The organism is Rhizobium sp. L43 (genome assembly GCF_002531725.1).
Classification (GTDB): domain Bacteria; phylum Pseudomonadota; class Alphaproteobacteria; order Rhizobiales; family Rhizobiaceae; genus Rhizobium.
Genome location: NZ_NWSQ01000010.1, coordinates 115881 through 140927, shown reverse-complemented (window position 1 = coordinate 140927; position 25047 = coordinate 115881). Strand labels below are relative to the sequence as shown.

Sequence of the window (25047 nt, the reverse complement as noted above, 5' to 3'; positions counted from 1 at the left end):
AGAGTGAGCGGCTGACGTAACGTAACGTTTTTGGCCTTGGGAGGGGCTTAATGAAGAAGTTCATGAACACCGCGGAAACCATGGTCGCCGAAAGCGTCGAAGGCTTCGTGCGCGCCCATGAGGCCTTCGTGGTGTTCGGGGCCGAGCGCAAATGCATCCGCCGCCGCCATCTCACGTCGGGCAAGGTGGCGCTCATCTCGGGCGGCGGCGCCGGCCATGAACCGATGCATATCGGCTTCGTCGGCCAGGGCATGCTGGATGCCGCCTGCGTCGGCCATATCTTCACCTCGCCGACGCCAAGCCAGATCATTGCCGCGATCGAGGAGGCCGATACCGGCGCCGGCTGCCTGCTCGTGGTCAAGAATTACGACGGCGACCTGATGAATTTCGAAATGGCGATCGAGATGGCCGGCGACCGCCACAGCCTCGACACGGTCGTCGTCAGCGACGATATTGAGACGTCGAGAACAGGCGAAGGCCGCGGCCGGCGCGGTGTCGCCGGAACGCTGATCGTCGAAAAGATCCTCGGTGCTGCCGCCGAACGCGGCATGCCGCTTGCCGAATTGAAACAGCTTGGCGAGGGACTAAACACACGCATCCGCTCCATGGGTGTCGCGCTGAACGGCGTGACAGTGCCGCAGACCGAGCGCACGACGTTTTCGCTCGCACCCGACGAGATGGAAATGGGCGTCGGAATCCATGGCGAGCCCGGCCATGCCAGGCAGCCCTTCGCCGCCGCCGACGCCATCATCGGGCGTCTCTGCGAGACCATTGCCGGCGACATCGCGGTCACACCGGGCACGCGAGCGCTGCTCTTCGTCAACGGTCTGGGCGGCACGCCACCGGCCGAACTCTACCTTGCCTATAACAGCGCCCGCCGTTTCATCGAGGAGAAAGCCATCCCGATCGAGCGCTCGCTTGTCGGAACCTACGTCACCTCGCTCGACATGCAGGGACTGTCCGTCACCCTCGCCTTACTGACCGACGAGGAGATCGCGCTCTGGGACGCGCCGGTGGCGACGGCGGCTTTGCGCTGGCCGTGACCGCCTTCCCACATCAAATGTAGAGCGGCGCCATCTTGCGCCAGGCGCCGGCGCGGTGGGCGCGGCCGTCCCAGACATGCAACTGATGGCGAATGTTCTTCTCTCCCAGCAGCCGGCTGAGATAGCGGTTGTTGTCCAGGAAAGGGTCGGCATCGCCGATGGTCAGAACGATCTCGCGCTCACGCAGCCTGTCGACACGCCAGTCGGAGCCGAGGCTGGGCAGGAAATGCGTCGGCGTGTGGAAATAGACGCTGTCGTCGTAATAGCCGTCGAACAGGTCGCCGAAGGATTCCACCTTCATCGTCAGGTCGTAGCGGCCGGAAAAGGCGACGAGCTTGCGGAAGAGATGCGGATGGCGAAAGAACAGGCTTGCCGCCTGGAAGGCGCCGAGGCTGCAGCCATGCACGATGGTGCAGTCATGCGGGTTCTTCCAAGCCATCAGCGGCAGCACCTCGTGGAGGATATAATCCTCGAGGGCCGCGTGCCGGCGGATGCGCTCGGCCGGATGGCGGTGGAAACCGTAGAGGCTTTCGGCAGCCAGACCCTCGATGCAATAGAGCTGGATCTGCCCGGCCTGCAGCTTGTCGGCGAGGCTCGCGACCAGGCCGAGCTGCTCATATTCGAAAAAACGCCCTTCCCGCGTCGGAAAGACCAGAACCTTGGCGCCGGCATGGCCGAACACCAGCAACTCCATATCTCGATGCAGCCGCTGGCTATACCAGCTGAGATATTCGCGGTTCATGACACCCTGAAAAATTGTCCGATCTTGTCGCGGAGAACCGCCTCTTGCTCAGCGCTTCCAGGGTAGTCGAAATGCCCGGCATCCAGGATGAAGATTTCATTAAATTTCGGTATCGAATTGGCGACAGCGAACTGGCAGGGCGGCGCGACCGAAGGATCGAAAAGCGCAACGGCCGTCAGCATCGGCACCTTGATCCGGCGGGCAGCGGTGGCCGCATCATAAAGGCGCAGCGTCTCGAGCACGTTTCCATGTTCCGCCTGATATTCCTGCACGGCTTGCGCGCTGCCGACGGTCGGAAGCTTCAGCCGCAGCGGCTGATGCCCGAAGCTCGGCAGTGCGAGATGGCCGCGATCGATGCGGGGATCGTAGGCGATCGCCATCGCCCCGACCCCGCCCCCGAAACTGATGCCGCTATAGCCGATATGTCCCTCAAGCCAGGGATAGAGTGCCGTCAGCGTCGAGACGGCAAGCCAGATATCCTCGACGCAGCCGCCGATGATATAGGAGCCGGGCTTGTCGATATCATGCAGCACATGCCAGGACGGGTTCTCGGAAATCGGCGGATGTCTGCTCAGCGACAGTCCGCGGCAGCAGGGGAAGATCACCGCCGTTTCCTTGATCGGCAGATTGAAGTCAGGCTGATCTCGCCCGCCATACCCATGCCCGACGACGAGACCTCGCTTCACTTGCCCCTCGCGCGGCAGCAGCAGCCAGCCGCCGATCTTGAACATGGCGGTCGAGAGGTAGACGATATCGAGCACGTGCCAGTCGGGATGGCTGATCTTGCTCAGGGAAAGCGCTGGCCGCGGATCGACATCAAGCGCCTTGCGATACCGCGCCTCCCAGAAATCGTCGAAACCATCGGGCTCCTCCGGCGGCTCGATCGTGAGAAGCTCTTCGAGCCGCATGCCGTAGGTCGGGTCGAAGGCGAAAGGATGTGTCTTGGGAATGCTCATCCAAAGCTTGTCCCGTGAAAACGCCCTCGACGCAAGGTTCTGCCTGCGTCGGCGGCGAAACCTTGCCGTCAGCAGTTCATCCTGCCGCACCAGCCAGCCCACCCTCCGTCCTGCTCGGCCTAGACCCGAGCATCCCTCTGGCACTGGTCGGCAGTCCGTCATCGAAGCGAGCCGGAGAACGTCATCGCCGCGTCGCCGACCCGGCGTCAGTCCGTATTCTGCCCCGCAGCCTCCAGGATCAGCCGGGTGATCTCGTCGGGATGAGAGATCAGTGAGAGGTGGCTGGCCTTCACCTCGATGGTCTTTGCGCCCATGCGCTTGGCCATGAAGCGTTCGAGATCGGGATCGATCGTCCGGTCCTCGGTCGAGACAGCATACCAGCTCGGCTTCGAACGCCAGGCGGCCGCAGTGGTCTTGCCGGTCAGCAGCGCCTTCTGGAACGGCTGCTGCACGGCATAGAGCACTTTCGCCCTTTCCTCCGGCAGGTCGCCGGCGAAATCACGCAGAAAAGCCGCTTCGCTCAGACGCCCCTCGTCGCCGTCGAAGACGATGCCGGCGGAAGCAGGCGGCGTCGGGAAGGTCTTGGCGAGAGCGGTATAATCCTCACCCGCATCCGGCGCCCGCGCAGCGACATAGACGAGCGCCGAAACGTTGGCGTGCACGCCAGCCTCCGTGACCATCATGCCGGAAAACGAATGGCCGACCAGAACCGTCGGGCCATCCTGCCGATCGAGCACCCGCTTTACCGAAGCGACGGCCTCGGGCAAGGTCGTCAGCGGGTTCTGCACCGCCGTGGCGTTCAGCCCGGCCGCCTGCAGGCGCGTGATCACCTCGGTCCAGCACGAACCGTCGGCAAACAGCCCATGCGCCAGCACGATATTGCGTGCTTTGACGGGAGCTAATGTCGCGGCCATGCCGCGGGCGGCAAGCAGAGAGGCGGCGGCGCCGGCAACGAGGGCGGCCGAGAAAGCGCGTCTGTTGATCATCATGATCTGGTTTCCTTCCGAGTGGTGAGCGTTGAAGGATCGAAAGCATGCTGGCTTGGGGCCGGAGATCCGGCGCCGCTGAAAATCCGTTGGTCTAGGACGCCGTGTCGGGCCGCTCATCCCACCCGGCGCGAGGCGCTGGCCTCGGTCGCGTTACGCGAGCTCCCATGCGAATTTCAATTCGGCATTTGAAGCGGCCTGCCTATGCGAAAGCCTGCCTGCTGGAGATATATCTATTCCCGATATGCAGAAAGTCACCTCGCTCAGCCGCTTCATCGAAGCCGGCAAGCTGGCGTGAGTTTAAAATTCTCACGGCACGGGGCAGCGGTATTTATAGGCAATCAACGTTGTCATCAGCTCCTCGCCGGTGGCGTCGCGTATGCCGGGATTCTCTTCCAGGAATGTACACAGCGTATTGCCGATCGCTTCCGCCGTTCCGACTGGAACACAGGCGTTGATACCAACGGAATTGGCAAAATATGCCGAGCGCACCATGGCCTTCGTCGCAGGCATGGCTTCGATGAAACTGCGGTGAGCCAAATACTCGTGCCGGCCGTCGATCGGCCGATCATTGCCCGATCGAAACCGCACCGGAAAGTTAAACTTTGGCAATCATCGCCATTGTCCGTTCCCCCGCGGTTGCACATGCCGCCATCGTCGGTTACATCAAACCGCAATGGTCGGGTCACCCGGCCACGTAAGCGTTAACGTCACTCAACGCGTATGATCGAACGGCTTTGCGGCTTCGATCTGCGCGACTGTGTCCTGCGGATCGAGCTTCCAAGCACCGGAAGGATACATGGACAACAATCAACTCAAAGAACTCGCTTCACCCGCCCCCGGCATCGAACGGGTCCGCCACGATACCCGACGGCGCATGCTCTCGGTCGAAAGCATCGTCGATATCACCCCCGGCATGCGCCGCATCACGCTGAACGGTGACGATCTCGCCGATTTCACCAGCCTGGCGCCCGACGACCACATCAAAATCTTCGTTCCCGCTGCCGATGGCGACGAAGAACGCCGTGACTACACCCCACGCCGCTATGACAATACCGAGCGGAGGTTGACCATCGACTTCGCCCTGCACGAGGCAGGCCCGGTGACGCGATGGGCGATCGGCGCGCGCCCCGGCGACAGGCTCGAGATCGGCGGCCCCAGGGGCTCCGCCGTCGTTTCGGCGACGGTCAAACGCTGGCTGTTGATCGGCGACGAAACGGCGCTGCCGGCGATCGGCCGCCGCATCGAGGAAAGCGGCGCCGGAACCGTCATCACCACCATCGCCGCCGTCACCGGCCCGCTGGAAGAGCAGAGCTTCGACACCCGTGCCGAACTTGATGTCCGCTGGGCGCACCGGCCTCTCTCACAGGCAACCGATGCCGCAGCACTGCTGACGCTGTTGAGCGCGGTCGATATCCAGCCGGAGACCTTCGTCTGGGTCGCGGCGGAAGCCTCGGTGACACGCGCTGTTCGCGCCCATCTGCTTGAACGAGGCTACCCGCTGAGCTGGATCAAGGCATCCGGCTACTGGGTATTCGGCAAGGCCGATACGACGGAAAAATTCGGCTAAGCCATCGAAGAAGACTGGCCGCCGCCCGCAACGCTGCTACAGGCGTCGGCCGCCGCCCGTGTGAAAATCGCCAACTCACCATTGCGATCTAATCGGATGCGATATATATAATGGCGATATTGAAAGCCCGACAGGAAATTCCGATGGCCACGTCTAAAACCGCAAACCAGTCTGCATCAGCCTCTGCGAAGAATGACGGTGACGGCCGGAAGCTTTCAAACTTCCTGTGCTTCGCGGTCTATTCGGCCAATCTTGCCTTCGGCCGCGCCTATAAGCCGATCCTGGACGCGCTCGGCCTGACCTATACTCAGTATATCGCCATGGTGGCCCTCTCCGAGGAGGACGACCAGACGGTCAGCATGCTGGGGGAAAAACTGTTCCTGGAATCCAACACGCTGACGCCGATTCTGAAGAAGCTGGAGTCGGTCGGCTTTATCACCCGCCATCGCGATCCCGCCGATGAACGGCAGGTGCGCGTGAGCCTGACGCCGGCGGGACGCGATCTCCTCGACACCGATCCCAGCTCCACCCTGATCACCGCTACCGGTCTCGGCGAAGATTTTCCCGTCGTACAGCAATCGGTGACGCGACTGCGCGACAACCTGTTGCGGGCGCAGGCCGAGCCGGCAAAATCATGATTGCGGCACATGTCGGCGCCTGGTGACATGCTCGAAATCGCAATCGGCGCCTTGATCGCGAATGGGGCCGTCCTTCTCGCCAGACGAAATTCGCAGCGCCGGACGCACCCGGATCGTTGGAGCCTGCCGGGCGGCCATGTCGAAGACGGCGAAGATGCCGAGACGGCAATGCGCCGGGAATTGCTGGAAGAGCTTGGCGTGACGCCGCAGCGCTGGCAGTTTGCCGGAAAATTCATTTCAGAAAGCCCGCCCGGGGCATCCGCCACCTTCCATGTCTATCACGTCGACCGATGGCATGGTGTCCCAAGGCTTGTCGATGATGAACACACCGCACTGCGATGGTTTACCGCCGCCGAGATCGAATGCGAAACCGAACTGGCGCCACCTCAGCTCGTTGAAATGCTCCTGAACCTGCTCAGGCCGGAAACGAGCCAACAGGCATGATGACACAGAATTAGGCCTGCCCGAGACGACGCGCCGCTCCCAGCCTACAACGCGCGCGGCCGGACCACCTCCGCAAGCGCGCCCTCCTCCATCATCTCGGCCGCCTTGGCATAACCGCCGCCCATTCCGTCGAGAAAATGCAGGTGCGCCTCCGGCCGGCCGGATGGCACGAGGCAGGTCATCAGCGCATGCGACTGGCGGTGCAGCCCGAAATCGATTTCGCCGCGCGCCCTTGCCGCAACAAGGATGGCTTCGACGCTGTCGATCTGGTCCGCCGTGCAATCCAGCGTCAGGCGCAGGCCGTCATCGAATTTGCGGAAATCCGAATTGGAGGCGACCTCCGACCAGCGTTGCGCATCGACCTGCCCCCCGCCGATACCGGCGACATCCCCGGGCAGCGGATGGGACTGGCGCGGCGCGCCATCGAAGACTGCAAGCACGCGTTTCGCCAGCGCGGCAAAGACCTCCGGGCGCGTATGGTCTCGCGGCTCAACCAGCAGCGACAGGATCTCGCCGCGTTGGCTCGGGAACGGCGCCCAGTCGCAGCTCAAGCCTCTGAGGTCGGGCCTCATTGCATAACGGCCGGGCTTGACCAGAAAGCGGCCGATCTTGATCTGCTGCTCCGCCCATTTGAGCCCGCCTCCGGCAAACATCGCATAGGTCGCGCTCTCGGACGCGGCATAGCGGGCGATCCTGACGTCGCGCCCGTTCGCGCGGATTTCGCCGACGGTGACGAGCCCGACACGCAGGTCGAGATGAAGATCCGTTTTGGCGAAGCCCGCGACATCGCGCAAGGCCGATGTCGCGGCCATGATGCCGTTCGCCGGCAAGGCGAAGGCTGCTCCGTCTCCGCGAAAGACGAAGGGAAAATCGAACGAACCCCAGGCATTGCCGAGTGCGGCGATGATCGATGCACCGGCATAATTGACGTCTTCATAGCGCCCCGATCGGATCGCCGCGGTCGAGCCGACGACGTCGGTGATGCCGATCAGCCAATCGTTCGGCAGCGGCTCGTAGACATCGGGATCGAGCACAAGCGAAAACTCGTCATAGGCCCGGCGCGGCTCCGCGTGGCTGTTGGTCATGGCATGTTCTCCGGATCGGCAGCTTTGGCTGCTGGCTCAGAAACGGGTCTGCCGCCTTTCGGCAGACCCCCGCTTGAAGATGACGGCGACGAGGCCGCCCTTCCCGTTCAGACAAGCCTGGTGTCGACGTCGATATTGCCGTGGGTCGCCTTCGAATAGGGGCAAATGCCATGGGCTGCCTCGATCAGATCCTCAGCGATGGCGCGGTCAATACCCGGCAGGCTGACATCAAGGCGTGCGCGCAGGAAGAAAGAACCGTTATCGGCATGGAGAGAGATCTCGGCATCGACCTCGGGACCGGCCGGCAGCGCGATCTTCCGCTGCGCGGCGGCGAGCTCGATGGCGCCGATATAGCAGGCCGACCAGGCGGCGCCGAACAGGTTTTCGGCCGCCGGATGCGGCTGCGGCAGTTTGATGTCGAGCGTGCCGTCGCTGCTGCGTGCATAGCCGTTGCGGCCGCCGGCGATGTGGGTCTTGCCGGTGAAAAGAAGCTTCTCGGTCATTGTCGTATCCTTTCGGCTTGATCAATTTATAACGTATCCGCTTAAATCGGATGCGCCTTAATATGCCGAGATGAATTCGATGTCAACAATATTCCGATTTAATCGGATACGATTTGTTCGCTCGCGAACGAGGACGCGGATAGTGCTGTCTTGCCTGGGAACGAGGCCCTCTATAGGCTCCGCCTTGGCTCCTGAGATTTGACTGGGAAGGCGGAGAATTGAGATGTCCTCCATAGACGGGCTGACAGGATGCAGCTGCCCATGACACATTCCGCATCCGGTAAAACGCGACACGCTTTAGCGCCCCCGGGCGAGGCTCAAACCTTCTCTTTTTTCCTGGTCTTTTCCTTCGGCTCGACCGGCGCATCGGGCGTCGGGGCCAGAAGCTTGCGCAGCGACGCGATCTTGTCCTTCACCAGCGGTCGGAAGCGCGTCGCGCGATAGGGCATGTCGGCCGCACCGTAACCTTCCGGCCCGTCATCATTGCCGCGATGGATTTCGGCGAGCTTTACCCCGATGAAGGTGCCGTCGACATAATGGGTATATTCGCCCACCCAGCGGATCGTATAGATCTCGCCCTTGCGGATGAGCTGGTCGATGCTGACATGCTTGAAGGTATCGTTGATGCAGACGACCTTCTGGCCGACGTGGAAATCATAGCTCATGGATCAAACTCTCAAACGGCAATCCGCCCCACCGATCTATACCGCGCCCGGCCCGGCCGGGTCTAGCCGCCGCGACAACAGCCGCACCGCGCCGACGGTTTAAGGCGAATGCATCAGTCGCAATAGACCTTGCCGCCCTTGCGGGAGCGCAGGTCGAAGTGGAAGTGGTTCCAGTGTTCCGGGTTGCTGCCCGGCCCGAGCACGGTATTGAAATAGCGGCAGCTATCGGTGCGCACTGCCTTCAGCAGCCGGCCCTCGCGCAGCGAGAACAAGCCCTTCTTGCGCACGTCGATCTCGTGGCCGTTCTTCAGCACGAACTTGCCGACGTCGATGGCGTTGCCGCGCGCGTGTTCCGACATCGGATTGTATCGCTGCCGGCTGTTGTTCATGCGCCGGCAGGAATAGCCGCCGAGCGGCTGGATCGTCCTGATGCCGCTCCAATAGCGATAGCGCGCCGACGGCGCCAGCTCGTTCTTCACCCATTTGGCGAAGGCGAGCGTTACCTGGCAGTTCAGCGTCACGGCCGGCTGCACGCCGATATTGCCGGAAAGCCCCTTTAGCGACACCGGATACGGAACCTGGCAGGCCGGGCCTTGCGAGATCGGCGGCTTGTCGTCGAAGAGCACGCCCATGCGCTTCAGCTCGCGCCGGCAGGCAAGCTCGGAGGCCGGCATGACGCTGGGATCGACGGGTGCTGCCGGTTCGCTCATCATCGGATTGTTCGGCCGCAGCATCGCGACCTCTTCGCTCTCATCCTCTTCGGGAACACGGGCCGGCGCCACGACCGGGCTGCCGTCGCTCCAGGCAGGCGCCCGGCTCATCTGCGCTTCTGCCGCCGGCTGCGGCATGGGTTGCCGCAGGGCCCGCGGTGCGGGCTGGTTCAGCTGCATCGGATTGTCGGTGCCGATGCCGTCGACGACGGGTTCGGTGGCGTTGCCCTCGGCGATCTGCTGCTGTTGCTCCTGCGCCAGGCCGACGACCGGCTCGGCTCCGAGCTCGTCATCCATGTTGACGCCGCCGGAAGGGATCGCAAGGTTCTGTGTGCCGCCCCAGTTGCCGCTCGGCTGGCCTGCAGCCAGCGCCTCGTCGCTGTCGATCATCGGCAGTCCGCGCGCACCCCGTGCGCCCGCCGACCCCGGCGCGCTGCGCGCCGCCGGTGCTGCATGACCGGTGCCGGCAAGGTTCGGCGTATCGAGATAATCGACGGAACCCTGGCTATTGCCGACAGGCGCGCTGGAAACGGGATAGGAGGCCTGGCTCTCCACCGGCGCCATCCGGACGGAAGGCGCCATGCGCGCCGCCCCCCGTGCCGGCGAGATCGAGCTGACCCTGGTGCCGCTGTCGACATTGGCCGGCGGCACCAGCCCATCGCTGATCGAACAGGTCGTCAGCGCCACCGAAAGCAGCACAGGCAAAAGGGATCGCCGAGGAAAGGAAACAAACGCCATACTCTTATCGCTTCCGCAGGCCGGCAGTGACCAAAAAAACTCGGTCCAATTTTAATTAAAAACGGTGAACGAAAACTTACCGGCACAATCTGAACGCGACGGAAATGAAAAAGGCCGCTTCCGCGGCCTTTCATCTGTCGTTTCATCTGTCTTTAACTCACGCTGCCCGTGTGTATCGGGCTTCAAGCGATTGCCCTGCCCCACGCAGGCGGAAGTTCGAAAGCAGCGTCTTCAGCTGGGTGCTCTCATCGGCGAGTGTGCGGCTTGCCGCCGTCGTCTCCTCGACCATGGCCGCATTCTGCTGCGTCATCTGGTCCATATGGTTGACGGAACCATTGATCTCGTTGAGCCCCGTCGACTGTTCGCGCGCCGCCGTCGCAATCGAGGCGACGTGGTCGTTGACCTTATTGACCAGCGACTCGATCTCCAGCAGCGCGTCGCCGGTCGAGCGCACCAGTGCCACCCCGCCCTCGACTTCCGCCGCCGAGCGGCTGATCAGTTCCTTGATCTCCTTGGCCGCATTGGCCGAACGCTGGGCGAGTTCGCGCACTTCCTGGGCGACGACCGCAAAGCCGCGGCCCGCCTCACCTGCCCGCGCCGCCTCGACCCCGGCATTCAGCGCCAGCAGGTTCGTCTGGAAGGCGATCTCGTCGATCACCGAGATGATCTGGTTGATGCGGCTCGACGATTCCTCGATCCGGCCCATCGCCGTTACCGCATTGCGGACGATATCGCCGGAGCGGCCGGCGCTCGCTTTGGTTTCGGCCACCATCTCGCGCGCCTCGTTCGCCCGCTCGGATGCCGTTTTGACCGTCGCGGTGATCTCGTCGAGCGCTGCCGCCGTCTCTTCGAGAGCCGCCGCCTGCTGTTCCGTCCGCTTCGACAGATTGCCGGTCGCCTCGCTGATATCGGAAGCACTTTCGTTGACGACATGGCTCGATTCGGCGATTGCATGGATGACGCCGTTCAGCGCATCGACGGCGGCGTTGAAATCGCCCCTGAGCTTGGCGTAATCCTCGCCGATATCGCCGATCGCAACCGTCAGGTCGCCGCCTGCGAGCTTCTCCAGGCCGACGCCGATCGCCTGCATCGCACGGGTCTGCCGCTCGGAAGCCGAACGCAGGCTTGCCTCGTTGCCGCGGCGTTCTTCTTCGATCTGCTGCTGCCGTTCGTCTTCCCGTCCGCGCAACGCGCTGCGCTCGTCGACGGAATCGCGCAGCACCAGCAGCGCCTTGGCCATCTGGCCGATCTCGTCGCGGCACTCGCTGCCGGCGATTTCCACCGATGCTTCTTCTTCCGCAATCGCATTCATCGCCGTCTTCAGCCGGGCGATCGGCGCCGTCACGCTGCGCACGATGGCATATGCGATGGCAACCGTGGCGGCCGCGCCAAGCAGGCAGAGGACCGCCGCCCAGATCGCATTCTGGCGATAGAGCGCGGCAAGGTCATCGGCGTAAACGCCGGTGCCGACGATCCAGCCCCAGGGCTCGAAACCGGCAACATAGGAATATTTGAGAACCGGCTCATCGGCGCCCGGCTTCGGCCAATAATAATCGACGAAGCCCTTGCCGTCCTTCTTGACCTTGTTGACGAATTCGACGAACAGGAACTTGCCGTTCGGGTCCTTCATCTGCGAGATGTCGGTGCCGTTCAACTGCGGCTTGATGGGGTGCATCACCATGGCGGGACGCATGTCGTTGATCCAGAAGTAACCGTCCGTGCCATAGCGCATCGCACCGATCACGTCCTTGGCCGCTGCCTGCGCCTGCTCGCGGGTCATCACGCCCGCCTGCTCCATCTTGTAATATTTGTCGAAGATACCGAGCGCCGTCGCCTCCATCTTCTCCAGCCCCGCCTTCCGCTCCGCTTGCAGCTCGGAATAGGAATAGTTCAGAAAGAAGACCATGGTCGCCGCAAGCACGGCAAGCGTGAAGCCGACGAGGCAGTAAAGGCGGGTGGAAATCTTGACGTTGCGCATGAGCTTCCCGGCGATTCTTACATTTGCAATCCGTCACATACTGGAACAGCTGAATTACCGGACGGTAAAGTTAAATTAGAGCAACCTCACATAACGTTAGGTGAGACAACGACTGCAAAATTCAACCGACTGAAATTGAAGGAGATTTAAATCGGCGTGAGCTGCCATATTTCCACCGCCGCCGGCAATCAGCAAAAAGGATTGGTGCGGACACGGAGTTCGCCTAACCTTGGCTGCAGAATCGTATCCGGATATTGAGGGAACCTTCCATGACCGACACCGCCAAGCCGAGAGGCGAACTGACGCTGCGCACGCTTGCCATGCCCGGCGATGCCAATCCGGCCGGCGATATCTTCGGCGGCTGGGTCATGGCGCAGATGGACCTTGCCTCCGGCATCCGCGCCGCCGAGCGCGCCAAAGGCCGCGTCGTCACCGCCGCAGTCAAGGAAATGGCCTTCGAACTGCCGGTCAAGATCGGCGACACGCTGTCGGTCTATACCGATGTCGAGCGTGTCGGCCGCACCTCGATCACGCTGATCGTCGAAGCCTGGGCGCATCGCTCGCGTTACGCCAAGATGGAAAAGGTCACGGCCGGCACCTTCATCATGGTGGCGCTCGACGAAGAGGGCAAACCGAAGCAAGTCCCCGAGGAGTGACAGGCGGGGGGGGATCGACGGCATGGAAACGGTCAGCTCGCCGGAGGTCTTTCTTCACATCAAGGTGGTGATGGGCATGGTCGTCAGCCTCTCACTGGCGAGGCTGCTGACCGGCGTTGCCGGCATCGTCCAGCATCCCGGCAAGGCGAAGGTCTACCCCGTCCATCTCGGTTGGGCGCTGTCGCTGTTCCTGTTCATCATCCATATCTGGTGGTGGGAATACCGCCTGCAGGCTGTACCTGCGATCGGCTTCGGCATCTATCTCTTCCTCGTCTGCTTCTGCAGCCTGTTCTTCCTGCTCTGCGCCCTGCTCTTTCCGGCGAGCCTCGACGAGTATGGCGGCTACGAGGAATATTTCATCTCGCGGCGCAAATGGTTCTTCGGCGTCCTCGGCCTCACCTACGCCATCGATATCCTCGACACGGCGATCAAGGGCCATGCGCGCATCCTCTCGCTCGGCTGGGAATATCCCGCCCGCAATATCGTCTACATCATCCTCTGCGCCATCGCCGCCTGGACCCCCAACCGCCGCTTCCACACGGTCTTCATCATCGCCAACCTGGTCTACCAGGTGAGTTTCATCTTCCGGCTTTATGATGTGCTGGGGTGAGGAGCGGTCGGGCGAAGCCCGAGCAATCGATCCAGTGAATCGATTGCAGCGACGAACGCCCTGAGCCCAAGCGAAGGGCCGGGCAGCCACAAACTCCACAAACCCTTACCTCAAGCCCGCGCCCTCTCTCCAGCCTCATCCTGAGGAGCCCCGCAGGGGCGTCGAAGGACGGGGCTGGCCACCCGCTTCGCAAATGCGGATGCCGGCGTGGCGCCCAGCCACCCGCCCCCGTGGTTCGAGACGGCCCTTCGGGCCTCCTCACCATGAAGGCTGGTCCGTGTGCCCGCCTTCCACCCCTTCGTACAGTGCTGTCACAAAAGGCCGAGCGCCGCACGCCCCCATCGAAGCCACACCGCTGCATAATGCGCAGCGCACGCGCACGCCCCGAGGATCGCGATGTGATGCAAAAAGAAGCCCGCGGTCGATTCCTGAAAGTCCCAAAAATCGATCGACGGCCGGCCCACGAGCCTATCCCCGATTCCCATGACGAGCATGCCGTGGATACCGCACGCCACTATCGCGCCTGCGATCCCTCGAAGGACAGCGGTCCTGATCGCGTTCGGGCCACCGACCCGCAAAAGCCTGCCGATGACAGCCATGATCATCGACCAGTGAAGGCCGAGATGGACGGCTGCGAGGATGAACGCCCAATAGGCCGCAAGGATGTGAATTTCCCGCGCCGTCGGCCCGCCGCTCAAGGGAAAGAACGCAAACGCGGTGCGGGAAATCAGCACGCTGGTCACCAGCAAAGCTGATATCGCCAGGGCAATCGAGATATTCGACGCGATTGTCAGAAAACTCGGCTTGCCGCGCGCCGCCTTAAGAAGCCTCGCCCACCACCGCCTGTTAAAGACGTTGTGCGATAGGAGAAGGATGAACATGCCGGTGCCGATCAGCTCATGCGAGGTATTGTCGAGCCACCAGTAGGCGAGCGCGGCCAAAAGCAGCCCGGCGGCGGTGAAGTCGAGCAGGAGGCGGATCACGAAAAAAGGACTCACGATGCGACGCCCTCGCCGGAGATTCGATCCGGCCTAGTCAATGACGGCTCCGTTAAATTCCTTGAGAGCATCGAGGGTATAGAGGAAGTCTTCGTCAGCTCTGGACGAATGACAGGACTGGCATCGCGCCGTGTTTTCGGCCATGTTGACGCTGCCATCCGGCTTGAACCATTGGAACTGCCAGTCGCCGGTACGACGGTCTTCGTCATAGTCGCCGCCCCAGCCGGAACCCTTTTCCATGACGAAGGTGCGATAGATTTCCCCGTCGCGGTAATCGACCAGCACGAAGTGCGTGCCCGCGGGAACAGGCTGCCCGTTCTTCACGGCCTGGATAGCTTCGTTCGTCGTCATGATGTGCTCGGTCACGTTGCCGCGCCTGACGGTCGCATAGTGAACGAGGCCTGCCAATTCGGGCAGCGTCGTCCGGTTCGGCTCGGCGTCGACTTGCCAGCCGACGAGAATAACTGTGCCGGCCACGGCAAAGAGAATGGGAATGCGTTGGAGGAGATGACGCATGGATGTCTTTCCTGTTTTTGTACGAAAAATGTTCGGGCGAGCGGCTCCGGCAGAAGCGGAAGGCCGCTCGTCTCATTCACTTGCGAAAACGTCTTTCGCGATGGCGACGGCGGAGACCGCATTCGGCCAGCCGGCATAGAAGGCAAGATGGGTGATCGTCTCGATCAGCTCGTCCTCGGTCACGCCGTTCTGGCGGGCGATGCTGAGATGGGACCTGAGTTGGTCGGGCCGGTTTATAGCGATCAGCGCGGCAACGGTGATGAGGCTGCGGTCCCGTTTCGACAGCTGGGGGCGCTCCCATATATCGCCGTAAAGCACATCGTCGGTCAGTTCGGCCAGCTTCGGCGCGGTGGCGCCCATCAGCTGCTGGGCGCGCGAGCGGCTGGACTTGTCGTCGCCTTCGGCCGGTGTCTGAGCGTTGGCGACGCCGGGCAGCGCGGCCAGCACCATGCTGGCCGACAGCATTAGGTTTCCCAACAGATGTTTCATGGATTTCGCCTCATAATTTTCAGGATCAGGCGGATGCCGCGAAGAATTCGCGGGGATCAATCGAGCTTCTTCTCGCGGAGAAACGTCGAGACCAGATCGGCGATCTCTACGTTGTTCAGGTCGGAGAACGCGAAGTGGGTGTTGCCGCGGATGCCGATCTCCGGCAGGTGCACGACGGTGACATCGCCGCCATGCCTGTTCACCGTGTCCCGCCACAGGCGAGCCATTGCCAGGCGCACCCGCCAGCTGTCTTGCGCCGGCATCGTCGTCGGCTGATCTGGAATGTTGTCCCGTAATAGATGACGATCGGAATCTTCGTCAGCTTGAGAAAATCGTCCATTGGCACCGGCACGCCCTTCAGCGTATCGAAGGCGCTCGGCATGTCGGCGGGGACCTCGCCTGCCGGGAACACGAAGCCGCTGCCGGGTTCGAAGGCGACGATGGCCTTGACCCTATCGCTCTTGATGGCCGTCAGCCAGCCGGGTCCGCCGCCCTGCGAGTGGGTGAAGAGGATGCCCGGGCCGATCTTTTCGAACAGCTTTGCCACCGCATTTGACACGACCTCCATGTCGAACGGCCCGGTATTCGGCGTCATCGCCCGAAAATACTGGTTCAGCGCTTCCGGATCACGGGAGAATTGCACGCCGTCGAAATAGCTCGGCCAGATGCCGACGCGAAACTGGTTGAACCAGAGCTGCTCGTCCGGGGTCGGCTTCACTGTCGTCTCGGCCATGCTCCGTCCGGCGCCGCCCCGGCGCGGCTGGTCGACGAGATAGGTGGAGAAGCCTCGACGCAGGAAGATGTTCTGGAAGCCTTCGCGGCCGTCGGGCGTCGTCTCCCAGGTCTTGGAGAATTGCCCCGCACCGTGCCACATCACGATCGGGTAGCGGCGCGGGTTCACCGGCACCTGATAGAAGGCAAAGGCATGATCGCCGTGATAGGTCTGGCCTGCTGGATCGAGAGGTTTCAGCGGATCGAAGGCTCCAGGCGCTGACGTACTCGTTCCCCCGACGGCAAAACTGCCTTGCTCCTGGATGACCAACGGCTCAGGCTTTACCGCATCGGCAGCCGTCGCCAATGTCGCGGCAAGCTGCGCCGAGGCAAGCAGCAATGCGGCCAGGGTGTTGGACAATCCATATCGCATGTCGGCGTCTCGCTTCGTTTCAGATGGCGAGAAGGTAACGGCATCGGACCGAAAGGATTAGACGCCTCGGACAGCTAGGGTCTATTAGGCGGACTAATTAATCACAAGCTGTTGATAAGCCGTGATGGAATAAAATCGGCACTACTTTCCTCTATAGCGTAGCGCATCGACGAACAGGGTGAAGGCGGGAGATGCATGCCGCCTGTTCGGATAGTAGAGATGGTATCCTGGGAAAGGCTGGCACCAGTCCTTGAGAACCCGGATCAGCCGCCCGTCTTCAATGTAGGACTGAACCTGGTCCTCAGGCATGTAGGCCAGTCCCAGCCCGTCCAGCGCGGCGCCGATCCGCATGGCGATGTTGTTGAACACCGTCTGGCCCTCGACACGGACGCGCAGTTCACGTCCATCCTTCTCGAATTCCCAGGGATATATCGATCCGTGTGTCGGCAGCCGCATGTTGATGCAGTTGTGAGCCGTCAGATCCTGCGGGATATCAGGGCGCGGATGGTGCTCGAAATAAGAGGGCGCTCCAACAACTGCCATGCATATTTCGGGACCGATCCGGACCGCGATCATGTCCTTTGCCAGATGCTCGCCGAGCCGGATGCCGGCGTCGTAGCGCTCGGCGACGATGTCGGTCAGGCCGTAGTCGACGATCACCTCGACCTTGATATCAGGATTATGAGGAAGAAACCGCGCCAATGCCGGGGCGAGAACGGAAATCGCAGGATGCTCGCCTGCCGTGATGCGAATGGTGCCGGCCGGCCGCTCGCGCATTTCGCTTAAGGCGGCGATCTCGAACTGGATTTCTTCAAATCTCGGCCCGACCCGTTCCAGCAGGCGTTCTCCTGCCTGTGTCGGCGACACACTTCTGGTCGTGCGGGTCAAAAGGCGAAGCCCAAGCTTCTCTTCGAGGCCGCGCACCGTCTGGCTCAACGCCGATTGCGATACGCCGAGCTTGGCGGCCGCCTTGGTGAAGCTACGTTCTCTGGCGACCGTGAGAAAGGCGACGAGGTCGTTGAAGTTGTTGTCCTGGGGCATTCATTAGTCCGCCTTATAGGTCTATGCGCATTACAACATCTTATCGAAAGCTGCCATGAGGATTAAGTTCACGTCAACTCGACTGGCCGGCCGGCGATACTGAGCCGGCGCCCTCACCCTCACACAAAGCCACGAACGGACACGACCATGAAAACACGCAATATCGGCGATCTCGAAGTCTCAGCCCTCGGTCTCGGCTGCATGAGCATGAGCTCAGCTTACGGCCCGCCTGCCGACGAAGGCGAGATGATCAGATTGATGCGCACCGCCCATCAGCTGGGCGTGACCTTGTTCGACACGGCCGAAGCCTATGGCCCTTTCGTCAATGAAGAGCTTGTCGGCAAGGCGCTTGCACCGATCCGCGACCAGCTGGTCATCGCCACCAAATTCGGCTTCGATATCGATCTGCAGACCGGCAAACGCCGCGGCGGCACCAACAGTCGCCCCGAGCACGTCAAGGCGGTCGCCGATGCTTGTCTGCGCCGCCTGAAGACGGATCGCATAGACCTGTTCTACCAGCACCGCGTCGATCCCGACGTGCCGATCGAAGATGTGGCCGGCGCCGTCAAGGACTTGATCGCAGCCGGCAAGGTTAGACATTTCGGCCTGTCCGAAGCCGGCGTTCAGACGATCCGCCGCGCCCATGCCGTCCAGAAGGTGACGGCCGTCCAGAGCGAATATTCACTCTTCTGGCGCGGCCCCGAGGCGGAACTGCTGCCGGCCCTGCAGGAACTCGGCATCGGCTTCGTGCCCTTCAGCCCGCTCGGCGCCGGCTTCCTCACCGGCAAGATCGACGAAAACACCAAGTTCGATGCGAGCGATTTCCGCAACAGCGTACCGCGCTTCTCACCGGAGGCGCGCAAGGCCAATTTTGCGCTCGTCGACCTGATCAAACGGATTGGCGACCGCAAGGGCGCAACACCCGCGCAGATCGCCCTCTCCTGGCTGCTGGCCCAAAAACCATGGATCGTCCCGATCCCGGGAACGACGAAGCAGCATCGGCTGGAAGAGAATCTCGGGGCTGTCGACATCGACCTCCTGCCCGACGACCTCGCCGAAATCGACGCAGCCCTGGCCAGCATCGAGGTTCAGGGCGAGCGGCTTCCCGAGGCAGCGCTGAAGATGACCGGCCGGTAGGGTCGACTCGATCGATGCCGCTGACCTGCCCTTCGCTAACGCTCAGCGCATTCGCGGCTTTAGCGACGAACGCCTTGAGCGCAAGCGAAAGGCCAGGCAGCGGCAGACACTTACCTCTCCTCATTCCTGTGCTCGTCACAGGAATCCAGCCACGGCGCGTCTGCGCCGTGAATAACTGTTATCCGTGTAGAAGGTCTCTCGCGCCCAAAGACTTGGGCGCACTGGATTCCTGTGACAAGCACAGGAATGACGGAGGAGAGGTTGTGCCTCCACGGCCCTTTGCCAGCTCAAGCCGTTCGACGCAACAATCGCTCCTAGATTGATTGCTCCCACCCCTCACACTTTCAAAAACTGCGACCCCTTATCAAACCCCAGCCCCGGGAAAATCTTCCCCGTCAAATCATCCGCACTCACATCGAACTGCCGATAAAGCATCGCCGCCGCCACCTCGCGCACATCCGCCGTCGGCATCAGGTCGCGGTCGTCGAGCAGCTGGCCGTCACCGACGCCGGGCCAGCGGCCGAGAATGCGGCCGCCGTTGATGGCGCCGCCTGATAGCAGCGCACAGCCGCCGGTGCCGTGGTCGGTGCCGGCTGAGCCGTTCTGGCGGACAGTGCGGCCGAATTCGGTCATGGCAAGCACCACCGTCTTTGCCCAGATCTCCGGCCCGAGCGTGGTCTTCAGCGTGTTGATCGCCTGCGCAAGGTCCTGCACCGGCCGCTTGAACTGGCCGGCCTGGCCGATATGCGTGTCCCAGCCTGATATCGAGAAGCTGGCGATGCGGTAGTCGCCCTTCAACATATTGCCGGCGAGCGCCGCCAGATCGGCGGTCTTCTCACCGTGCTGGCCATCCGGCCCGATCATCATCGAAGCGGTGTCGGCCCGCGTCGCCTCGGCGAGTGCTGCGGCAAACGGCGGATCGCCGGCATAGAGCCGCGCCAGGAACTGCATCTCGTCGCGCGCCGGCTCCAGATTGGAATCCGAGGCCCAGACATCGACATTGTTCGGCCCGGAAAGGATCAGCTCTGTCGAAGTGTTGACGTCGATCGCCCTGCGCGCATCCGAGCGTGGAATGACGGCGAGCGCCCGGTTCAGCCAGCCGGTCTTTTCCTCGGCGACATGCTCGCCGCCTGACTCCAGCATGTCCTGCCCGTCGAAATGGCTGCGCTGGTCGCGATAGGGCGTCGACACCGCATGCACGAAGGCGAGCTCCCGGCTCTTCCACAGCGGCATCAGTTCGGCGGCGGCGGGATTGAGGCCGAAATGCCCATCGAGATCGAGAAGCCCGGTATCCGGCGTCAGCGCCAGGGTTGGCCTGAGCGCGGCAAAACCGGCATCGCCATAGGGCTGCACAAGGTCCAGCCCGTCCATCGCGCCGCGCAGCACGATGGTGACGAAGCGGTTGTCACCCGGCATCGCCGCGAAAGTGACCGGCGTGAAGGCGGGGGCGGCGGCAAGACAGCAGGCCGACGTCAGAAAGCCGCGGCGGGAAAGCAGGATCTGGCTCATGGGCAGACGCTCCTATCGGCGATTGAATTCGGGGGATGCCAGCACCAGCGTCAGCCCGCTGATCTTGTTCGGCGCCTGCGACACCACGCGGATCGTCTCGTCGCGCGCCGCATCGGCAAGCGTCGATTTCAGAAATTCGCGCGGATCTTCGTCGCGGCCGAACTGCGCTGCGGCCCGCCTTGCCCAGGCCAGCCGCTCGGCGAGTTGGCTGCCGGTGATCCAGGCCGAAAAGCCTTCCTCGAAGCCGGCCGGGCTCGGCGGCAGCCAGGTCGGCTGGCCCATGCGCTTCAACGCGCCCTGGCCCAGCGCCCGTGCCGTCCGGAAGGCCTTGAGGCGCTTGTCTCTTGCCTCGTCGGCGGGATCCGTCGTCACCGGCGCCCCTGCCATGCCAGGCGTATTCGCCGCCATGTCGCCCTCTTCAGTGCCCTGCTGGTTGGCCGCCAGGAAGCTGCCGACGACGCCGTTGACCGGCCCCGCATTCAACGCCCTGAGACCCGCAACGACATAATCGAAGGGCTGGCGCGCCTTGGCGCCCTCGTCGCGCCAGGCGGCGGGATGGTCGAGCATGGCGGTATAGACGGCCGTGAGATCGCCATCCGTCTTCTTCCAGGCCGCAGCCATATCGGACACCATGCCCTCGTCGGGCTGGTCGGAGACGAAATGCACCGCCAGTTTGCGGCTGATATGCGCCGCCGTTTTCGGATGGACGGCGAGATCGTCGAGCATATCGAGATAATCGTCGCGCGAGCGCCTGCGCCCGCCATAGCTGACGCCGAGCACCGCATGCGTGCCGGGCTCCGATATATTCGGCCGGAAGGCGATGTCCATTTCCTTGCGGTCGATGGTGAGCCCCGTCAGCACCATGGCCGCCGCCGTGACATCCGCCTGGGTGTAACCGCTGCCGGCGCCGAGCGTGTGCAGTTCCAGCAGCTCGCGGCCGAGATTTTCGTTCAGCCCCTTGTTGCGCTTGATGCCGCCGGCCGAATCCGGCCCGAGCGAATCCGCCTGGTCGAGATAGATCAGCATGGCGGGATGAGCGGTGGCGCTGCGCAGCAGATCGCCGAACCTGCCCGAAATGAACGGCCGGATCGCCTCGGCCTCGTAGAGCGGCACGATGAGACGCATCGGCAGGCTCTTATTGGCGCTGGTGGAGAAATGATCGGTCCAGAAGGTCGCCAGCCGCTCATAGAAACCGTAGGGCGACAGCACCGCCTGCATCAGCCGCAGGTTCGAATCGTGCTGGAACTGCTGCTGCGCCTGACGCTGCACGCCCTTGCGCATCTCGCGCTGCGTCGTGTCGTCGGTCACCGTCTTGGCGTCTTCCCGGATCTGCTTCAGCTGGGCCTGCAGGCTGAGGATCGCCCGGTGGCGCATATCGGCGCCGCCGAGAGGAAAGTCCGGCATCACAGCCGCCGCCTCGCGCAGCTGGCCGATGAGCTCGTCCTTGCTGTCAGGCGGCGCCTCACCCGGCCGCAAGCCATAGCCGAACCGGATCGCCGCCATCGTCGGGAAAGACAGGCTCATGGCAGTTCACCTCCTGATCACTGCTGAAGCAATTCCAGCAAAAGTGCACAGCGGTTTTGCGCCCGGAATTGCGCAAAACAAAAAGCTTGAGGTGACAGGCTGCCAGCCGATTGCGACCGCAATCTGTAGGAAATGCGGCGATATCGCGACATGGACGATTTGTAATCTGTTGAAAAGGCTGAAGTTTATGCACGGAAGATGAAGGATGCTCCGATCGCGATCAGGGCGAAGCCGATCGCGTGGTTCCAGGTCAGGTTCTCGCCGAGCCAGAAGATCGAGAAGCCGGAAAAGACGATCAGCGTGATCACCTCCTGCATCGTCTTCAACTGTGCCGTCGTATAGACCGCCGAGCCGATACGGTTGGCCGGCACCGCCAGGCAATATTCGAAGAATGCGATCCCCCAGCTGACGATGATGGCCAGGAAGATGGCGCTGCTTTTATGCTTGAGATGCCCGTACCAGGCAAAGGTCATGAAGATGTTGGAAGCAAACAGCATGACGACGGGCCAGACGGCGGCGGGAGAAAACGACATGGGCTAACTCGGGGCTGTGAAGGAAAACTGATCCGGCGAGATACCGGCGGGCCTTACCTAGCATGCCCCCGCCCGGCGGCAAGCCCCGGAACGGGTGCGACCTCACGCCACGGACACGATGCGGATGGCACGGAGGTCCTGCGGCGGTTCGCCTTCCTAGCGCAGAAATTGCACCGAAACCGGACTTTAGCGTGAGCACGGCGTTTCTCTCAAAAAGACCGTGCATTTTTCCACTTCTTGTTGAAACGAATCAACCTGCCGGACTAGGTTGCGCGGATACATAGGGGGCGACATGGACACGACACCGCAGATGCCGCAATACGCTACTTTGCCTTCCCGCCACTTCTGGCGACGCGCCGTGGCCTGTATCGTCGACATCATCATCTTTCAGGCTGTCATTCTCATAGCCGTCTACTGCATTTCAACAGTTATTCCCCTGGACTTCCGTTTTGCCGGCTGGAGTTACACACAGTGCAGCGTGGAGGTGCCGGATCAGCTTGCAAAGCGAATTGACGTCGGATGGCCGTTGAAACCGGGGGAAGTTCGCATCAATCAGATCTGCGAAGTCAGCCAAATCGGTTCGGAAAAGCAAAGATACCTGCAGACGGGCGTCTCTCGCCAAACGGAGTACGGGACATCGGCCCAGTGGCTGGCCGTCCCTGTCGACGCGGACGGTAATCCGGTGGTCGGAACCGTATCCGTATACCCCAGCGTGATCTCCGGCATCGTCAACATTGCACTTCTTGCGTTGGCTTTTGCCTATTTTTCCGCAAATGGCCGCCGCACGATCGGAAAAAAGCTGCTAGGCCTGAGAGTCCAATCCGTCGACGGTAAAAACCCCGGCCTTGGCATCGAGTTTGGACGAGAGATCCTGAAATTCAGCCCGTATCTGCTTTTCATCGCTGCCGCTTTTGCGTTTCCGGTCTTTCCCACGGAAGACTTCGACACGTTGCTCCATATGTCCCGCGACGGATACACAATTTTGGACAATGGTGCCGCAATGTTCGAGATCATCCTGGGTATAGCTGCCCTGATATGGTGGTTCTTGCCCCTCATCTTCTGGCGAGGACAGACCTTTTACGATCGCATCTGCGCCTGCAAAGTGGTGAAGAGTTGAAAGGCTCTGTTGCCTGGGCAGTAAGGCACAAAGAAAGGCCGGCGACATCAGCCACCGGCCTCTTAAGCCGCCGGCAGCGCTAGATTCGCATCGCGCCATGCGGCTCCTCGGCCTCCTCCGTGCCGAAGCGGACATCCTTCTTTTCGTAGCCGAAGCCGGCAAGAGCCGCGGCGATTAACGCCACCACCGCCGCGACGATCAGCAGTGCATAGGCGTAGTCGCCGTCCCAGCGAGCGGCGAGACCAGCCTGCAGCGTTGCATTGCCGGAGGCGAGCAGGTTGCCGAGCTGGTAGGCGAAGCCCGGAAAGGTACCGCGCACCTCATCCGGCGACAGCTCGTTCAGATGCACTGGCACGATGCCCCAGGCGCCCTGGACGAAGAACTGCATCAGGAAGGCGCCGATGGCGAGCAGCACGGGGCCCGGCGCATAGGCCCAGAGCGGCGCGACCGGCACGGCGATCAGCGCGGCGATGACGATCGCCCGCTTGCGACCGATCCGCTGCGACAGCGCCCCGAAGAACAGCCCGCCGCAGATCGCGCCGATATTGTAGACGATGGCGATGGCGCCGACCGTGTAGCTCGAATAGTTGCGCTGGGTTTCCAGGAAGGTCGGGTAAATATCTTGCGTGCCATGACTGAAGAAGTTGAACGCCGTCATCAAAAGCACCGCCCAGAGAAACAGCGGAATGTTTTCGCGCAAGACCGTCAGGAATGGCCGCCGCCCCTCGGCCTGCCGTTTCAGGAAGGCCGGGCTCTCCTCGACATTGCGTCTGATGTAGAGTACCAAGAGCGCCGGCAGCGCGCCGACGAAGAACATGCCGCGCCAGCCGATGACGGGAAAGAGCAGGAAGAACACGATGGAGGCGATCAGATAGCCCGACGGATAACCCGCCTGCAGGATGCCCAAGACGATGCCGCGGCTCTGCTCCGGCACCGTCTCCATGACGAGCGAGGCGCCGACGCCCCATTCCCCGCCCATGGCGATGCCGTAGAGCGCCCGGAGCACCAGGAACATGGTGAGCCCGGTGGAGAAGCCGGTCATGAATTCGAACAGCGAATAGAGCAGCACGTCGGCCATCAGCGTGATGCGCCGCCCGTAGCGGTCGGCAGCAAGGCCAAAGATCAGCGCACCGAGCGCCCGCATCGCGAGCGTCAAAAGGATCGCCACCGAGACGGCGGGAACGTCGGTATGAAATTCCTCGGCGATATATTTGAGAACGAAGACGAGAATGAAGAAATCGAAGGCGTCGAGCGTCCAGCCGAGATAGCTGGCGATGACGGTGTTGCGCTGCTGCGGCGTCAACAGGCGCAGGCTTTCCAAAGCGGACATCTGATATTCCTCCGTCCGAAAGCGGCGGCGAGGCGGGCAATTCCGGATGCCGTCGGAAGGGATGCCCGAAATGGGCGGGTGACGCAGTCGACGATAGCGTTCACCGTCGGCGACAGCGGGCAACAACGTCAGCCATCCTGCCACTGTTCCATCACGATTGGCGTGATCGGCTGACGTCCCACGCGGCCCCTTGTCGCAGGCATACGACCGGCCAGCGCCCTGCCCTTGGGCGCGGCACCCTCCAACATCCCTCATCCTGAGGCGCGTAGCCCATAGGGCGAAGCCTCGAAGGACACGCCGCAACGCTCCCTGCATCCACATCGCCTCTGAAGTCGGAGCACTCGCCTCGTCCTTCGAGGCCCCCACGGGGCGCCTCAGGATGAGG

Annotated in this window: 25 protein-coding genes and 2 pseudogenes; 9 read left to right on the top strand and 18 right to left on the bottom strand. The window is 62.3% G+C overall.

Annotation, left to right across the window (positions count from 1 at the left end):
- The first annotated feature begins 50 nt into the window (after nt 1-50).
- Nucleotides 51-1043: a dihydroxyacetone kinase subunit DhaK gene (gene dhaK, locus CO667_RS15095; protein ID WP_097619124.1), complete on the top strand. Its 993-nt coding sequence runs from the start codon at nt 51-53 to the stop codon at nt 1041-1043.
- Between the two features lie 13 nt (nt 1044-1056).
- On the opposite strand, the gene CO667_RS15090 is transcribed toward dhaK, so the two are convergent.
- The 4 genes and pseudogenes from CO667_RS15090 to CO667_RS15075 form a co-directional block, all read right to left on the bottom strand.
- Complete coding sequence (locus tag CO667_RS15090) at nt 1057-1785, bottom strand: alpha/beta hydrolase-fold protein (RefSeq protein ID WP_097619123.1); 729 nt, start codon at nt 1783-1785, stop codon at nt 1057-1059.
- Nucleotides 1782-2741, bottom strand: a complete 960-nt coding sequence (locus tag CO667_RS15085) for an acetylxylan esterase (protein ID WP_097619218.1) — start codon at nt 2739-2741, stop codon at nt 1782-1784. Before CO667_RS15085 ends, CO667_RS15090 begins: the two co-directional genes overlap by 4 nt.
- 206 nt (nt 2742-2947) lie before the next feature.
- Nucleotides 2948-3730 carry an alpha/beta hydrolase gene (locus CO667_RS15080; RefSeq protein WP_097619122.1) on the bottom strand — a complete coding sequence of 261 codons (783 nt, stop codon included), beginning with the start codon at nt 3728-3730 and terminating at the stop codon, nt 2948-2950.
- A gap of 306 nt (nt 3731-4036) precedes the next feature.
- Nucleotides 4037-4279: pseudogene (locus CO667_RS15075) on the bottom strand (hypothetical protein); the annotation flags it as partial.
- A gap of 247 nt (nt 4280-4526) precedes the next feature.
- Between CO667_RS15075 and CO667_RS15070 the strand changes: the two are divergent.
- The 3 genes from CO667_RS15070 to CO667_RS15060 all read left to right on the top strand — a co-directional run bounded on the left by CO667_RS15070 (nt 4527) and on the right by CO667_RS15060 (nt 6379).
- Nucleotides 4527-5297, top strand: a complete 771-nt coding sequence (locus CO667_RS15070; protein WP_097619121.1) for a siderophore-interacting protein — start codon at nt 4527-4529, stop codon at nt 5295-5297.
- A gap of 143 nt (nt 5298-5440) precedes the next feature.
- A complete protein-coding gene (locus CO667_RS15065) occupies nt 5441-5935 on the top strand; it encodes a MarR family transcriptional regulator (RefSeq protein WP_097619120.1) in 495 nt (164 codons plus the stop codon).
- Between the two features lie 27 nt (nt 5936-5962).
- Nucleotides 5963-6379, top strand: a complete 417-nt coding sequence (locus CO667_RS15060) for an NUDIX domain-containing protein (protein WP_097619217.1) — start codon at nt 5963-5965, stop codon at nt 6377-6379.
- 44 nt (nt 6380-6423) lie between these two features.
- Here CO667_RS15060 and CO667_RS15055 read toward each other — a convergent pair whose 3' ends face one another.
- The 5 genes from CO667_RS15055 to CO667_RS15035 all read right to left on the bottom strand — a co-directional run bounded on the left by CO667_RS15055 (nt 6424) and on the right by CO667_RS15035 (nt 12058).
- On the bottom strand, nt 6424-7464 hold the full coding sequence (locus CO667_RS15055) for a DUF3095 family protein (RefSeq protein ID WP_097619119.1): 1041 nt from the start codon (nt 7462-7464) through the stop codon (nt 6424-6426).
- 107 nt (nt 7465-7571) lie between these two features.
- A complete protein-coding gene (locus tag CO667_RS15050; protein WP_097619118.1) occupies nt 7572-7967 on the bottom strand; it encodes an Ohr family peroxiredoxin in 396 nt (131 codons plus the stop codon).
- A 317-nt stretch (nt 7968-8284) separates the two neighbouring features.
- Nucleotides 8285-8632, bottom strand: a complete 348-nt coding sequence (locus tag CO667_RS15045; RefSeq protein WP_097619117.1) for a CAP-Gly domain protein — start codon at nt 8630-8632, stop codon at nt 8285-8287.
- A gap of 113 nt (nt 8633-8745) precedes the next feature.
- A complete protein-coding gene (locus tag CO667_RS15040) occupies nt 8746-10080 on the bottom strand; it encodes an extensin family protein (RefSeq protein WP_097619116.1) in 1335 nt (444 codons plus the stop codon).
- Nucleotides 10081-10237: 157 nt separating this feature from the next.
- Nucleotides 10238-12058 carry a methyl-accepting chemotaxis protein gene (locus CO667_RS15035; protein WP_097619115.1) on the bottom strand — a complete coding sequence of 607 codons (1821 nt, stop codon included), beginning with the start codon at nt 12056-12058 and terminating at the stop codon, nt 10238-10240.
- 269 nt (nt 12059-12327) lie between these two features.
- Between CO667_RS15035 and CO667_RS15030 the strand changes: the two genes are divergently transcribed.
- Nucleotides 12328-12714, top strand: coding sequence for an acyl-CoA thioesterase (locus CO667_RS15030; protein ID WP_097615915.1), 387 nt, complete (start codon nt 12328-12330; stop codon nt 12712-12714).
- Nucleotides 12715-12736: 22 nt separating this feature from the next.
- Complete coding sequence (locus CO667_RS15025) at nt 12737-13324, top strand: hypothetical protein (protein WP_097619114.1); 588 nt, start codon at nt 12737-12739, stop codon at nt 13322-13324.
- Nucleotides 13325-13635: 311 nt separating this feature from the next.
- Here CO667_RS15025 and CO667_RS15020 read toward each other — a convergent pair whose 3' ends face one another.
- The 5 genes and pseudogenes from CO667_RS15020 to CO667_RS15000 all read right to left on the bottom strand — a co-directional run bounded on the left by CO667_RS15020 (nt 13636) and on the right by CO667_RS15000 (nt 17512).
- A complete protein-coding gene (locus tag CO667_RS15020) occupies nt 13636-14322 on the bottom strand; it encodes a DUF4405 domain-containing protein (protein WP_097619113.1) in 687 nt (228 codons plus the stop codon).
- Between the two features lie 33 nt (nt 14323-14355).
- Nucleotides 14356-14838, bottom strand: coding sequence for a cytochrome P460 family protein (locus tag CO667_RS15015; protein WP_097619112.1), 483 nt, complete (start codon nt 14836-14838; stop codon nt 14356-14358).
- A 72-nt stretch (nt 14839-14910) separates the two neighbouring features.
- Nucleotides 14911-15327, bottom strand: coding sequence for a carboxymuconolactone decarboxylase family protein (locus CO667_RS15010; protein WP_097619216.1), 417 nt, complete (start codon nt 15325-15327; stop codon nt 14911-14913).
- Nucleotides 15328-15383: 56 nt separating this feature from the next.
- A pseudogene (locus CO667_RS15005) lies at nt 15384-16471 on the bottom strand (alpha/beta fold hydrolase).
- 141 nt (nt 16472-16612) lie between these two features.
- Nucleotides 16613-17512 carry a LysR family transcriptional regulator gene (locus CO667_RS15000; RefSeq protein ID WP_097619111.1) on the bottom strand — a complete coding sequence of 300 codons (900 nt, stop codon included), beginning with the start codon at nt 17510-17512 and terminating at the stop codon, nt 16613-16615.
- Between the two features lie 147 nt (nt 17513-17659).
- On the opposite strand from CO667_RS15000, the gene CO667_RS14995 reads away from it, so the two are divergent.
- Complete coding sequence (locus CO667_RS14995) at nt 17660-18649, top strand: aldo/keto reductase (protein ID WP_097619110.1); 990 nt, start codon at nt 17660-17662, stop codon at nt 18647-18649.
- A gap of 336 nt (nt 18650-18985) precedes the next feature.
- On the opposite strand, the gene CO667_RS14985 is transcribed toward CO667_RS14995, so the two are convergent.
- Nucleotides 18986-20158 (bottom strand): DUF1501 domain-containing protein, encoded by a 1173-nt coding sequence (locus CO667_RS14985; protein WP_097619109.1) that lies wholly within the window; start codon nt 20156-20158, stop codon nt 18986-18988.
- A 12-nt stretch (nt 20159-20170) separates the two neighbouring features.
- Nucleotides 20171-21682, bottom strand: coding sequence for a DUF1800 domain-containing protein (locus CO667_RS14980; RefSeq protein ID WP_097619108.1), 1512 nt, complete (start codon nt 21680-21682; stop codon nt 20171-20173).
- Between CO667_RS14980 and CO667_RS35400 the strand changes: the two genes are divergently transcribed.
- Nucleotides 21681-21884 carry a hypothetical protein gene (locus CO667_RS35400; RefSeq protein ID WP_179874141.1) on the top strand — a complete coding sequence of 68 codons (204 nt, stop codon included), beginning with the start codon at nt 21681-21683 and terminating at the stop codon, nt 21882-21884. The genes CO667_RS14980 and CO667_RS35400 overlap by 2 nt on opposite strands.
- Here the strand turns inward: CO667_RS35400 and CO667_RS14975 are convergent.
- Nucleotides 21868-22215: a DMT family protein gene (locus CO667_RS14975; protein WP_003560330.1), complete on the bottom strand. Its 348-nt coding sequence runs from the start codon at nt 22213-22215 to the stop codon at nt 21868-21870. The two genes, CO667_RS35400 and CO667_RS14975, sit on opposite strands and share 17 nt — an antisense overlap.
- Nucleotides 22216-22507: 292 nt before the next feature.
- Here CO667_RS14975 and CO667_RS14970 point away from each other — a divergent pair, with 292 nt between their 5' ends.
- On the top strand, nt 22508-23332 hold the full coding sequence (locus CO667_RS14970) for an RDD family protein (RefSeq protein ID WP_097619107.1): 825 nt from the start codon (nt 22508-22510) through the stop codon (nt 23330-23332).
- A 79-nt stretch (nt 23333-23411) separates the two neighbouring features.
- Here CO667_RS14970 and CO667_RS14965 read toward each other — a convergent pair whose 3' ends face one another.
- Nucleotides 23412-24662 carry an MFS transporter gene (locus CO667_RS14965; protein ID WP_097619106.1) on the bottom strand — a complete coding sequence of 417 codons (1251 nt, stop codon included), beginning with the start codon at nt 24660-24662 and terminating at the stop codon, nt 23412-23414.
- Nucleotides 24663-25047 lie beyond the last annotated feature (385 nt).

Coding starts and splice junctions, on each gene's coding strand:
- dhaK (WP_097619124.1), top strand. CDS start 51: ATGAAGAAGTTCATGAACACCGCGGAAACCATGGTCGCCGAAAGCGTC.
- CO667_RS15090 (WP_097619123.1), bottom strand. CDS start 1,785: ATGAACCGCGAATATCTCAGCTGGTATAGCCAGCGGCTGCATCGAGAT.
- CO667_RS15085 (WP_097619218.1), bottom strand. CDS start 2,741: ATGAGCATTCCCAAGACACATCCTTTCGCCTTCGACCCGACCTACGGC.
- CO667_RS15080 (WP_097619122.1), bottom strand. CDS start 3,730: ATGATGATCAACAGACGCGCTTTCTCGGCCGCCCTCGTTGCCGGCGCC.
- CO667_RS15070 (WP_097619121.1), top strand. CDS start 4,527: ATGGACAACAATCAACTCAAAGAACTCGCTTCACCCGCCCCCGGCATC.
- CO667_RS15065 (WP_097619120.1), top strand. CDS start 5,441: ATGGCCACGTCTAAAACCGCAAACCAGTCTGCATCAGCCTCTGCGAAG.
- CO667_RS15060 (WP_097619217.1), top strand. CDS start 5,963: ATGCTCGAAATCGCAATCGGCGCCTTGATCGCGAATGGGGCCGTCCTT.
- CO667_RS15055 (WP_097619119.1), bottom strand. CDS start 7,464: ATGACCAACAGCCACGCGGAGCCGCGCCGGGCCTATGACGAGTTTTCG.
- CO667_RS15050 (WP_097619118.1), bottom strand. CDS start 7,967: ATGACCGAGAAGCTTCTTTTCACCGGCAAGACCCACATCGCCGGCGGC.
- CO667_RS15045 (WP_097619117.1), bottom strand. CDS start 8,632: ATGAGCTATGATTTCCACGTCGGCCAGAAGGTCGTCTGCATCAACGAT.
- CO667_RS15040 (WP_097619116.1), bottom strand. CDS start 10,080: ATGGCGTTTGTTTCCTTTCCTCGGCGATCCCTTTTGCCTGTGCTGCTT.
- CO667_RS15035 (WP_097619115.1), bottom strand. CDS start 12,058: ATGCGCAACGTCAAGATTTCCACCCGCCTTTACTGCCTCGTCGGCTTC.
- CO667_RS15030 (WP_097615915.1), top strand. CDS start 12,328: ATGACCGACACCGCCAAGCCGAGAGGCGAACTGACGCTGCGCACGCTT.
- CO667_RS15025 (WP_097619114.1), top strand. CDS start 12,737: ATGGAAACGGTCAGCTCGCCGGAGGTCTTTCTTCACATCAAGGTGGTG.
- CO667_RS15015 (WP_097619112.1), bottom strand. CDS start 14,838: ATGCGTCATCTCCTCCAACGCATTCCCATTCTCTTTGCCGTGGCCGGC.
- CO667_RS15010 (WP_097619216.1), bottom strand. CDS start 15,327: ATGAAACATCTGTTGGGAAACCTAATGCTGTCGGCCAGCATGGTGCTG.
- CO667_RS15000 (WP_097619111.1), bottom strand. CDS start 17,512: ATGCCCCAGGACAACAACTTCAACGACCTCGTCGCCTTTCTCACGGTC.
- CO667_RS14995 (WP_097619110.1), top strand. CDS start 17,660: ATGAAAACACGCAATATCGGCGATCTCGAAGTCTCAGCCCTCGGTCTC.
- CO667_RS14985 (WP_097619109.1), bottom strand. CDS start 20,158: ATGAGCCAGATCCTGCTTTCCCGCCGCGGCTTTCTGACGTCGGCCTGC.
- CO667_RS35400 (WP_179874141.1), top strand. CDS start 21,681: ATGGCAGTTCACCTCCTGATCACTGCTGAAGCAATTCCAGCAAAAGTG.
- CO667_RS14980 (WP_097619108.1), bottom strand. CDS start 21,682: ATGAGCCTGTCTTTCCCGACGATGGCGGCGATCCGGTTCGGCTATGGC.
- CO667_RS14975 (WP_003560330.1), bottom strand. CDS start 22,215: ATGTCGTTTTCTCCCGCCGCCGTCTGGCCCGTCGTCATGCTGTTTGCT.
- CO667_RS14970 (WP_097619107.1), top strand. CDS start 22,508: ATGGACACGACACCGCAGATGCCGCAATACGCTACTTTGCCTTCCCGC.
- CO667_RS14965 (WP_097619106.1), bottom strand. CDS start 24,662: ATGTCCGCTTTGGAAAGCCTGCGCCTGTTGACGCCGCAGCAGCGCAAC.